This window comes from Streptomyces sp. A1277 (assembly GCF_004795015.1).
GTDB lineage: Bacteria > Actinomycetota > Actinomycetes > Streptomycetales > Streptomycetaceae > Streptomyces.
On sequence record NZ_SSBI01000045.1, the window covers coordinates 59,035 to 68,704 of the forward strand.

The following is a 9,670-nucleotide window of genomic DNA, read 5'->3' on the forward strand; positions in this document are numbered from 1 at the left end:
ATCGCCGGCTTCCTGGACCGCACCTGGCCGGACGACCGCGACCCGGCCGACTGCGGTAATGTGGAGGGCTGCGAAGGGGAGTAGCCTCGCAAACCGGTCGTCGACACACTGGAACCTCCGGGTTCCCGGTGGCCGGGCTCGTGGATCACCACGGGTGGGCGAGACCTTCGGTCAGGTATGACACGCCCACGCCCTGTGGGCGGTGCCGTCATGCCGGGCCGAGTGGTCCTCCGAAAACGCCCGAGCGGCACTTCGCGGAAGACCCGGGGCCCGGCTCGTACAGAAAGCCACCCGGAATGCATCTCGACCCCCTGGCGATCATCACCGCTTTCGGGCTGATCTTCCTCGCCGAACTCCCGGACAAGACGATGTTCGCGTCGCTGGCCATGGGCACGCGCATGCGCCCGCTCTACGTGTGGTTCGGCACGTCGTCCGCGTTCATCGTGCACGTCGCCATCGCGGTGGGCGCGGGCGGGCTGATCGGGCTGCTGCCCGACTGGGTCGTCAAGCTCGTCTCGGCCTGCCTCTTCGCCTTCGGCGCCTTCCTGCTGCTGCGGGCGGACGCGGGCGACGAGGACGACGACGAGGGCCCGAAGACGGTGACCGGGTTCTGGCCGGTGTACTCGACGGCGTTCATGGCGGTGTTCATCAGCGAGTGGGGCGACCTCACCCAGATCACCACCGCCAACCTGGCGGCGAGCAACGGGGCCTGGTCCACCGCGATCGGCTCCGCCGCCGCCCTGATGTCCGTGTCGGCGCTGGCCCTGCTCGCGGGCCGGTTCATCGCCAAGCGCGTACCGCTCAAGACGGTTCAGCGCATCGGCGGGCTGTGCATGCTGGGGCTGGCGATCTGGACGGTGACCGAGATCTTCACCGGCTGACGGGAACGGAACACACGACGAGGGCTCCGCACGTGGTCGCGTGGAGCCCTTCGCCGTACGCCACCGCCCTCAGAACAGCGCGGGCGTGCTCTCCTGCGTGCCGTTCTCGAAGGCCAGCAGCCGTTGCTTGCGGTCCAGGCCGCCGCCGTAGCCGGTGAGGCCGCCCGATGCGCCGATCACGCGGTGGCAGGGCACGATGATGCCGACCGGGTTCTTGCCGTTGGCCAGGCCCACCGCCCGGGAGGCGCCGGGCTTGCCGAGGTTCTCGGCGAGTTCCCCGTACGAACGGGTCTCGCCGTACGGGATGAGCCGGAGCTGCGCCCACACGCTGCGCTGGAAGGGGGTGCCGTCCAGGTGCAACTCCAGGTCGAACTCCCGTAGCTCACCGGCGAAGTAGGCGTCGAGCTGGCGGGTCGCCTCGGCGAAGGGGCGCGGGTCCGGTTCCCCGAAGGTCTCCTCGGGGGGCCGGTGGCGCTGGCCGGTCATGTAGAGGCCGGCGAGGACGCCGTCGGTGGCGACGAGGGTCAGCGGGCCGTAGGGGCTGTCGGCCACGGTGTGCTGCCGGGTCATGGGGCGCTTCCTTCGGCGGGCAGGTGGTTGATGGGGTGGTCGTCCACCGTCCACAGGTACTGGACGGCGTACGCGCGCCAGGGGCGCCAGCCGGCCGCCCGGGCGGTGAGGGCGGCCGGGGTGGAGGGCAGGCCCAGGTGCTGGGCGGCCCGCCGGATGCCGAGGTCCGTCGGCAGGAACGCGTCCGGGTCGCCGAGCGCCCGCATCGCGATGACCTCGACGGTCCAGGGGCCGAACCCGGGCAGCGCGGCCAGCTCGGCCCGCGCCCGCTCCCAGTCGGAGTCGGGGCCGAGGCGCAGCGAACCGTCCGCCAGGGCCTGGACGAGGGTGGTCAGCGTGCGGCGGCGGCTGCGCGGCAGAGCCAGCTGCTCGGGGTCCAGGCCGGCCAGGGCCTCCGGGTCCGGGAAGAGGTGGGTGAGACCGCCCTCCGGGTCGTCCACGGGCATGCCGTGGGCGGTGACCAGCCGGGCGGCGTGGGTCCGGGCGGCGGCCGTGGACACCTGCTGGCCGAGCACCGCCCGTACGGCGAACTCGGCACCGTCCACGGTCCTCGGCACCCGGCGGCCCGGTGCCGCGTCGACCAGCGGGGCGAGCAGCGGGTCGGCGCGCAGCTGCTCGTCCACGGCGACCGGGTCTGCGTCGAGGTCGAGGAGCCAGCGGCACCGGCTGATGGCGAGGGTCAGGTCGCGCGGGTCCGTGAGCGAGAGGCGGCAGGCGATGTGGTCGGGGCGTGGGGTGAGGGCGACGATGCCGTGGCCGTGCGGCAGGGCGAGGGTGCGCCGGTAGGCGCCGTCGCGCCACTCCTCGACGCCCGGGACGGCGGTCGCGGCGAGGTGGCCGAAGAGGTTGCCGGGATTGAGCGGGGCCCGGTAGGGCAGCCGCAGCGCGATGACGCCGGGTGCGGCGGGCGCCCGATTCGACCGGGCGGCCCGGCCGCGCAGCTCGCCGGGGGCGAGGGCGAAGACCTCGCGGACGGTGTCGTTGAACGTCCGGATCGAGGAGAACCCGGCGGCGAAGGCCACCTCGGCCATGGGCAGCCCGGTCGTCTCGATCAGCACCCGCGCGGTCTGCGCCCGCTGCGCCCGGGCCAGCGCGAGCGGCCCCGCTCCCAGCTCGGCGAGCAGCTGGCGTTCGATCTGCCGGGCCGAGTACCCGAGCCGGGCGGCGAGCCCCGGCACGCCTTCCCGGTCGACCACGCCGTCCCGGATCAGCCGCATCGCCCGGGCCACGGAGTCGGCCCGGGCGTTCCACGCCGGCGACCCCGGGCTGGTGTCGGGCCGGCACCGCTTGCAGGCCCGGAAACCGGCCTGCTGGCAGGCGGCCGCGCTCGGGTAGAACGTCATGTTCTCGGCCTTGGGCGGCACGACGGGGCAGCTCGGGCGGCAGTAGATCCGGGTGGTCAGGACGGCCGTGAAGAACCAGCCGTCGAAGCGGGCGTCCTTGGACCGGACCGCCCGGACGCAGCGCTCGGTTTCGGTGTGCATGGTCCAAGCATGGGCCACGGGCGGGGCGGGGGGCTGGCGGAAATCCGACATGGGCGTCGGGCTGGCCGCGGGTGCGTACGGGGCCTGGCGGTAAACTCTGAATGGTGGTTCACTTCTTTCATGGCCTACCGCAAGACCCCAGCCGAAATCAGCCGGCTCGAAGCCGCCAGGGAACACCTCGTCGCCTGCGCCACCTCGGTGGTCACGGAGGTGGGCTGGTCCCAGGCGTCCGTGACGGCCGTCGCGGACTCGGCCGGCATGGCAGCCGGTTCCGTCTACCAGCACTTCGCGTCCAAGGCGGCGCTGGCCGTCGAGGTGTTCCGGCGCGCCGCCGGACGCGAGGTGGAGGTCCTGGGCGAGGTGCTGCGCGAGCCGGGTACACCGGTCGAGCGGCTGGCCCGGGGCGTCGAGGTCTTCGCCCGCCGCGCGCTGGAGAACCGCGGACTGGCCTACGCCCTGCTCGCCGCCCCCGCCGATCCGGCGGTCGGCGCCGAACGCCTCGACTACCGGCGCCGCTACCGTGCCCTGTTCGCCGAGGTCGTCCACGAGGGCATCGAGGACGGCCTGCTGCCCGCGCAGAACGGCGATATCACCGCGGCCGCGCTCACCGGGGCGGTCGGCGAGGTGCTTGTGGACCCGCTCGGCGCCGGCGACGGGAAGACCACCGAGGCCCTGCTCACCGAACTCGTCGCCATGGCCCTGCGCTGCGCGGGCGCCCCGCCCGCGCAGCGCCCCTGACCGATCCGCGTACCCCTTCCACCCGGAGGTTCCCCGTGCAGACGACCGTCGCCCCCCACAGCAACCCGACCGCCGAGACCCACGAAGTGACCAACCAGGCACCGCCGTTGACCGGGCACGACGTGGCCGACGACGCCGTCCTGCTGGAGGGCCTGCGCCGCGAGGGGGCCCAGTGGCACACCGAGGACCTGCACCGCCTGGGCCGTCTGGTCGGCGGCGCACAGGCCCAGGAGTGGGCCGAGCAGGCCAATCTCAACGAGCCCGTACTGCGCACCCACGACCGCTACGGCCACCGTGTGGACGAGATCGACTTCCACCCCGCCTACCACCACCTGATGGACACCTCGGTGAGCGCGGGCCTGGCCGGTGCCGCCTGGGCCGACGAGCGCCCCGGCGCCCATGTGGCACGGGCGGCCGGCTTCATGGTGATGTCGACGCTGGAGGCGGGCCACCTGTGCCCGGTCTCCATGACGTACGCCGTCGTCCCGGCTTTGCGGCGCGCGCCGGAGCTGGCCGCCACGTACGAGCCGCTGCTCACCAGCCGGATCTACGAACCGGGCCTGCGCACCCCCGCCGGCAAGGCGGGGCTGCTCGCCGGGATGGGCATGACGGAGAAGCAGGGCGGCACCGATGTGCGCGCCAACACCACCACGGCCGCCGAGGCGGGTGACGGGACGTGGCGGCTGCGCGGGCACAAGTGGTTCACCAGCGCCCCGATGAACGACCTCTTCCTGGTGCTCGCCCAGGCACCGGGCGGGCTCTCGTGCTTCCTCGTGCCGCGCGTCCTGCCCGACGGCAGCCGCAACACCTTCCGCATCCAGCGGCTCAAGGACAAGCTCGGCAACCGCTCCAACGCCAGCGGCGAGCCCGAGTTCGACGACACGGTGGCCTGGCTCGTCGGCGCCGAGGGCAAGGGCGTGCGCACCATCATCGACATGGTGACGATGACGCGCCTGGACTGCGTCCTCGGCTCGGCCGCCGGCATCCGGGCCGCGCTCGCCCAGGCCGCCCACCACGCCCGCCACCGCTCGGTGTTCGGCGCCCGGCTGATCGACCAGCCGCTGATGCGCAACGTGCTCGGTGACCTCTCGGTGGAGTCCGAGGCGGCCACCACGCTCGCACTGCGGCTGGCCGGCGCCGCCGACCGGGCCCAGCGGGGCGACGCCGGGGAGCGCGCGTTCCTGCGGCTGGCCACGGCGGTGGCCAAGTACTGGGTGTGCAAGCGGCAGCCCGTGGCCGTGGCCGAGGCGCTGGAATGCCTCGGCGGCAACGGGTACGTCGAGGACTCGGGGATGCCGCGCATGTACCGGGAGGCGCCGCTGAACGGCATCTGGGAGGGGTCGGGCAATGTGAACGCGCTCGACCTGCTGCGGGCGCTGGCGCGCGAGCCGGAGTCCCTGGAAGCCTTCGGTGCCGAGATCGAGGCCGCCTCGGGGGCGGACCGCCGGCTCGACACGGCCTGGCAGGAGCTGCGCGGCCAGCTGGTGCTCACCGAGGACGCCCCGCTGCGGGCCCGCCGGCTCATCGAGCGTGCGGCGCTGGTGCTCCAGGGCTCGCTGCTGGTCCGGCACGCCCCGGCGGCCGTCGCGGACGCGTTCTGCGCCTCCCGGCTGGCCGGCGACCGGGGGCTCGCCTTCGGCACCCTCGCACCGGACACCGACTTCGCGGGGCTGCTGGAGCGCCTGCCCGCCTGAGCGGGAGCGCGGACCGCCCTCCGGTCGCCGCCGAGCCGGTCAGCGGCGGCCGGAGGGGCCCGTCTCCCTCAGCCGGCGCCATACCGCCTTCGCCGCGTGGTGCCCGGACATGCCGTGCACACCCGGTCCCGGCGGGGTCGCCGAGGAGCAGAGGAAGACCGCCGGGTGGGCCGTGGCGTACGGGACGCGGGCGAGCTTGGGGCGGATCACCGTCTGCAGGCCCGCGAAGGCGCCGCAGGCGATGTCCCCGTCCACGTAGTTCGCGTTGCGCTTGGCGATTTCAGGCGGGCCTGCGACCGCGCGGGCGAGCACCACATCGCGGAAGCCGGGGGCGAACCGCTCCAGTTGACGTTCGATGACCTCGGTGGCGTCGCCCTCCCAGCCGGCCGGGACGTGTCCGTACACCCAGAAGACGTGGCTCCCCTCGGGAGCCCGGGTGGGGTCGACGATGCTGGGCTGAGCGGTGATCAGGAACGGGACGCGGGGGTCGCGGCCCTCGACCGCCGCGTGCAGGGCGGCGTCGATCTCGCCGGCGGTGGGGCCGATGTGCACGGTGCCGGCCCTGCGGGCCTCCTCCGCGGTCCACGGCACCGGACCGGAGAGCGCGTAGTCGATCTTGAAGCAGGAGGCGCCGTAGCGGTAGCCCTGGTAGGCGCGGCCGAGTCCGGCGATCCGGGCGAGCGCGGCCGGTGAGGTGTCGAAGACGTAGGCGCGGGCCGGCGGCAGCTCGTCCAGGCGCTTGACCTCCGTACCGGTCCTGATGGTGCCGCCCTGCTCCCGCAGGCAGGCGGCCAGGGCGTCGGAGATGGCCTGGGAGCCGCCGCGCGGCACCGGCCAGCCGTTCTCGTGGGCGGCCAGCGCGAAGAGCAGGGCGATGCCGCCGGTGGCGGGGCCGCTGGTGGGCGCGATGGCGTGGGCGGCGAGGCCGGCGAGCATGCCGCGCGCCTTCTCGCCCCGGAAGCGGCGGGAGAGCAGCGTGGCGGGCTGGATCGCGTCGAGCCCGAAGCGCGCCCAGCGGTACGGGTCGCGGGGCAGCCCGTCCCACGGGGTGCGCAGGAAGTCCCGGGCGAGGGTGTCCCAGTGGCCGAGGTAGGGGGCGAGGAGCCGGCGGTAGGCGTCCGCGTCCTCGGGGCCGAGCGACATGGCCGTCTCCCCCACCGAACCGGCGAGCACGGCGGCGGAACCGTCCGGGAAGGGGTGGGCGAGCGCCAGTTCCGGCTGGAGCCATTCGAGGCCGTGCCGGGCGAGCGGCATCTCCTGGAAGGCGGGTGAGCCTATGGCCAGGGGGTGGACCGCCGAGCAGGGGTCGTGCCGGAAGCCGGGGAGCGTCAGCTCCTCCGTACGGGCTCCGCCGCCGACCGCGGGTCCGGCCTCGAAGACCTCCACGGCGAAGCCGCGTCGGGCCAGTTCGACTGCGGCGGTCAGTCCGTTGGGGCCCGCGCCCACCACGACCGCATCGAGCATCGACGGCACCTTCGGACTCCTTTGTCAGCCGACGGTCGGAACACCCAGGATATTCGCAGGCGCCGACAGTACGGGGCCGGGTAGTCTCCCCGTCCGATGACGGCCGAGAACCCCGCACCTCCACCGCTGTCCGCCGCCCCCGTACGGCCGGACGGTTCCGGAGCACGCCACCGGATCGGTGAGATGGCCGACCGGCTCACGGAGGTGCCCGGCATCCGGGCCGTCGCACTCGGCGGCAGCCGCGCCCGCGGCACCCACCGCCCCGACTCCGACTGGGACCTGGGCCTCTACTACCGGGGCACCCCGGACACCGCCGCCCTGGCCGCGCTGGCCTCGGCGTTCCAGGGTTCGCCGGTCGAGGTGGCCGGGCCCGGCGGATGGGGTCCGTGGGTGAACGGCGGGGCGTGGCTGCGGGTGGACGGGGTCCAGGTCGACTGGATCCTGCGCGACCTGGACCGGGTCGAGTCGGTCTGGGCGGGCTGCCGGGAGGGCCGCTACGAGGTGGGCATCCAGCCGGGCCATCCACTGGGCTTCTGGTCCCCCGCGTACCCGGGCGAGGTCGCCCTCGGCCGCGTACTGGCCGACCCGGCGGGGGAGTTGACGGGCCTTCAGCGGGAGACGGCCGACTATCCGGAGCCGTTGCGCAAAGCGCTCGCGGACGCGGCCTGGGAGGCGGACTTCTCGGTCGTGGCGGCCCGCAAGTCGGCCCCGGCCGGCGACCGCCTCCACGTCTCGCTCTGCCTGTCCCGCGCCTTCGGCGTCCTCGCCCAGTCGCTCCACGCCCACCACCGCACCTGGTGCCTCAACGAGAAGGGCGCCCTGGCGGCGGCGGCCGCCCTCCCGGACGCCCCGGCACACTTCGCGGACCGGGTGGGCGAGGCGCTGCGCGGCCTGGACACGGTGGCGGTGGAGACGGCCGCAGAGCTCGTACGGGAGGTGCGCGAGGTGCTGCGGGAAGCCTGAGAACAGGCCCGGGCGCAGGCAGCTCGGTCCTGCTGGACGGCCGTGACGCAGCGGGCCAGCAGCTCGCGGAGCTTGTCACATTCCTCGGGGGTGAACGCGTCGGCGACCCGGTGTTCGATCCGTACCGCGCGCGTGTCGGCCCGTCGCAGGGTCTCGGTCCCGGCGGCCGGCCGGGTCTCCGGCTCTTCTGGTGCCAGGGATGCGCGGATCGGGCGTTCAGTCCGCGTTCCTCCAAGTGCTTGAGCACCGCCGCCATCGCCTGAGGCGTCACCAGGCAGGCCCGCGACGGACCCGGCGCTCAGCGGGGTCAGCGGACGCTACTTCGACCGGTTCACGGACGCGCCGGCGCACGAGCAGGCATACGATCCGCAGGCCCGCCAGCGCCTCGCCGCGCTGGCCCGCGAGCCGCTGGACCTGTGACGGTCGCCCCGCCGCTCAGGCGCCCGCCCGCAGCGCGGCCAGGATGCGGTCGGCCGTCGCGCGGTCGCGGGCGGCCGTGAAGGGCAGGTCGTTGCCGCCGGCTATACGGAACGGCGCACCTGACAGCGTGGCCTGCGCACCGCCCGCCTCCGCGACGAGGAGGAGCCCGGCCGCGTGGTCCCACGCGTACTCCCAGCTGAAGGCGACGCCGTCGAGTTCGCCCCGGGCCACCGCGAGGTATTCGAGGCCGGCCGAACCGCAGGGGCGGGCGGCGAAGCCCTCGGCGCGCAGGCCGAGCAGGGCCCGCTTCTGGTCGTCGGAGGTGTAGTCGGGGTGCGACATCGCGACGTGCAGCACCGCGTCGGGCGCGGGCGATCCGGCGCGTATGGCGGTGCCGTCGACCGTCGCGCCCCTCCCCCGCACGGCGACGGCCATCTCGTCCAGTGCGGGGGCGTACGTCCAGGAGGCGAGCAGCTCGCCGTGGTGGGCGAGGGCCACCAGGGTGCAGAAGCCGGGCTCGCCGCCGACGAACTGGCGGGTGCCGTCGACCGGGTCCACGATCCACACCGGGGCGTCGCCGTCCAGCGCCTCGTACACCTTCGGGTCGGCGTGGACCGCCTCCTCGCCGACGACCACCGAACCGGGCAGGAGCCGGCCCAGGGAGGCGGTGAGGTGTTCCTCGGCGCGCCGGTCCGCGGTCGTCACGAGGTCGTGCGGCCCGTTCTTCTCGATGACGTCGTCGGCGGCGAGCTGCCGGAAGCGGGGCATGATCTCGGCGGCGGCCGCTGCGCGGACCGCCGCCTCGACCTGGGTCAGGTCACCTGTGAGGAAGTCATCGATCATGCCTCCAGCTAAGCACGCGGGCCCGGGAGGCCATCGACCCGGTCGGGGTCCGGCACGGGAGCACCGGGGGCCGCGTCCGAGCCGGGTCGGTCAGCCGTTCACCGTCCACTTCTGGTTGGCCGTGCCCGCGCAGGTCCAGATCTGGAGGCGGGTGGAGTTGGCGGAGCTGTTGCCGGTGACGTCCAGGCACTTGTTCGCCTGCGGGTTGACGATGTCGCGCGCCGCGCTGATCGCCCACTTCTGGGCGGCCGAGCCGTTGCAGTCCCAGAGCTGGACCGGGGTGCCGTCGGCCGTGCCGCCCGAGGCCACGTCGAGGCACTTGCCGAGCGCCCGGATGGTGCCGTCCGTGCCGACGCTCCACCGCTGGGCCTCGGTGCCGTTGCAGTCGTAGAGCTGGACCGGGGTGCCGTTGGCGGTGTTCGCCGCGGCGACGTCCATGCACTTGCCGGCCAGGCCGGTGATGCGCCCGCCCGTCCCGGGCTGGCTGTCGCTGGTGGTGACGCGGACGTGGTCGACGACGAGTTGCTGGGGGAAGGCGGTGTTGCCGTCGGGGTCGCCGGGCCAGTAGCCGCCGACCGCGAGGTTGAGGATGAGGAAGAAGGGCTTGTTGAAG

General features: G+C 74.2%; 9 protein-coding genes and 1 pseudogene. 5 read left to right on the forward strand and 5 right to left on the reverse strand.

Annotated features, from left to right (window positions below; all coding sequences use genetic code 11):
• Nucleotides 1–296: 296 nt before the first annotated feature.
• Nucleotides 297–881, forward strand: coding sequence for a TMEM165/GDT1 family protein (locus E6R18_RS26340; protein ID WP_136319393.1), 585 nt, complete (start codon nt 297–299; stop codon nt 879–881).
• A 69-nt stretch (nt 882–950) separates the two neighbouring features.
• Here the strand turns inward: E6R18_RS26340 and E6R18_RS26345 are convergent, their stop codons facing one another.
• Nucleotides 951–1,451, reverse strand: coding sequence for a methylated-DNA--[protein]-cysteine S-methyltransferase (locus tag E6R18_RS26345; protein WP_136319394.1), 501 nt, complete (start codon nt 1,449–1,451; stop codon nt 951–953).
• A complete protein-coding gene (locus tag E6R18_RS26350) occupies nt 1,448–2,935 on the reverse strand; it encodes an AlkA N-terminal domain-containing protein (protein ID WP_136319395.1) in 1,488 nt (495 codons plus the stop codon). The genes E6R18_RS26345 and E6R18_RS26350 overlap by 4 nt, the downstream gene beginning before the upstream one ends.
• Before the next feature lie 120 nt (nt 2,936–3,055).
• Here E6R18_RS26350 and E6R18_RS26355 point away from each other — a divergent pair, with 120 nt between their 5' ends.
• Together E6R18_RS26355 and E6R18_RS26360 are read left to right on the forward strand one after the other, a co-directional pair.
• Nucleotides 3,056–3,673 (forward strand): TetR/AcrR family transcriptional regulator, encoded by a 618-nt coding sequence (locus tag E6R18_RS26355; RefSeq protein WP_136319396.1) that lies wholly within the window; start codon nt 3,056–3,058, stop codon nt 3,671–3,673.
• A gap of 35 nt (nt 3,674–3,708) precedes the next feature.
• Entirely contained in the window at nt 3,709–5,367 is a 1,659-nt protein-coding gene (locus E6R18_RS26360) for an acyl-CoA dehydrogenase family protein (protein WP_136319397.1), read from the forward strand.
• A gap of 39 nt (nt 5,368–5,406) precedes the next feature.
• Here the strand turns inward: E6R18_RS26360 and E6R18_RS26365 are convergent, their stop codons facing one another.
• A complete protein-coding gene (locus E6R18_RS26365) occupies nt 5,407–6,840 on the reverse strand; it encodes an NAD(P)/FAD-dependent oxidoreductase (protein WP_136319398.1) in 1,434 nt (477 codons plus the stop codon).
• A 174-nt stretch (nt 6,841–7,014) separates the two neighbouring features.
• Between E6R18_RS26365 and E6R18_RS26370 the strand changes: the two genes are divergently transcribed.
• Nucleotides 7,015–7,794 carry a nucleotidyltransferase domain-containing protein gene (locus E6R18_RS26370; protein ID WP_136319404.1) on the forward strand — a complete coding sequence of 260 codons (780 nt, stop codon included), beginning with the start codon at nt 7,015–7,017 and terminating at the stop codon, nt 7,792–7,794.
• A gap of 285 nt (nt 7,795–8,079) precedes the next feature.
• Nucleotides 8,080–8,214 (forward strand): annotated as a pseudogene (locus tag E6R18_RS35045) (3-oxoacyl-ACP reductase); the annotation flags it as partial.
• A gap of 15 nt (nt 8,215–8,229) precedes the next feature.
• Here the strand turns inward: E6R18_RS35045 and E6R18_RS26385 are convergent.
• Complete coding sequence (locus tag E6R18_RS26385) at nt 8,230–9,057, reverse strand: inositol monophosphatase family protein (protein WP_136319399.1); 828 nt, start codon at nt 9,055–9,057, stop codon at nt 8,230–8,232.
• Between the two features lie 90 nt (nt 9,058–9,147).
• Nucleotides 9,148–9,670 (reverse strand): lectin (locus E6R18_RS26390; RefSeq protein ID WP_168712440.1); only part of this gene is annotated, 523 nt, incomplete at its 5' end.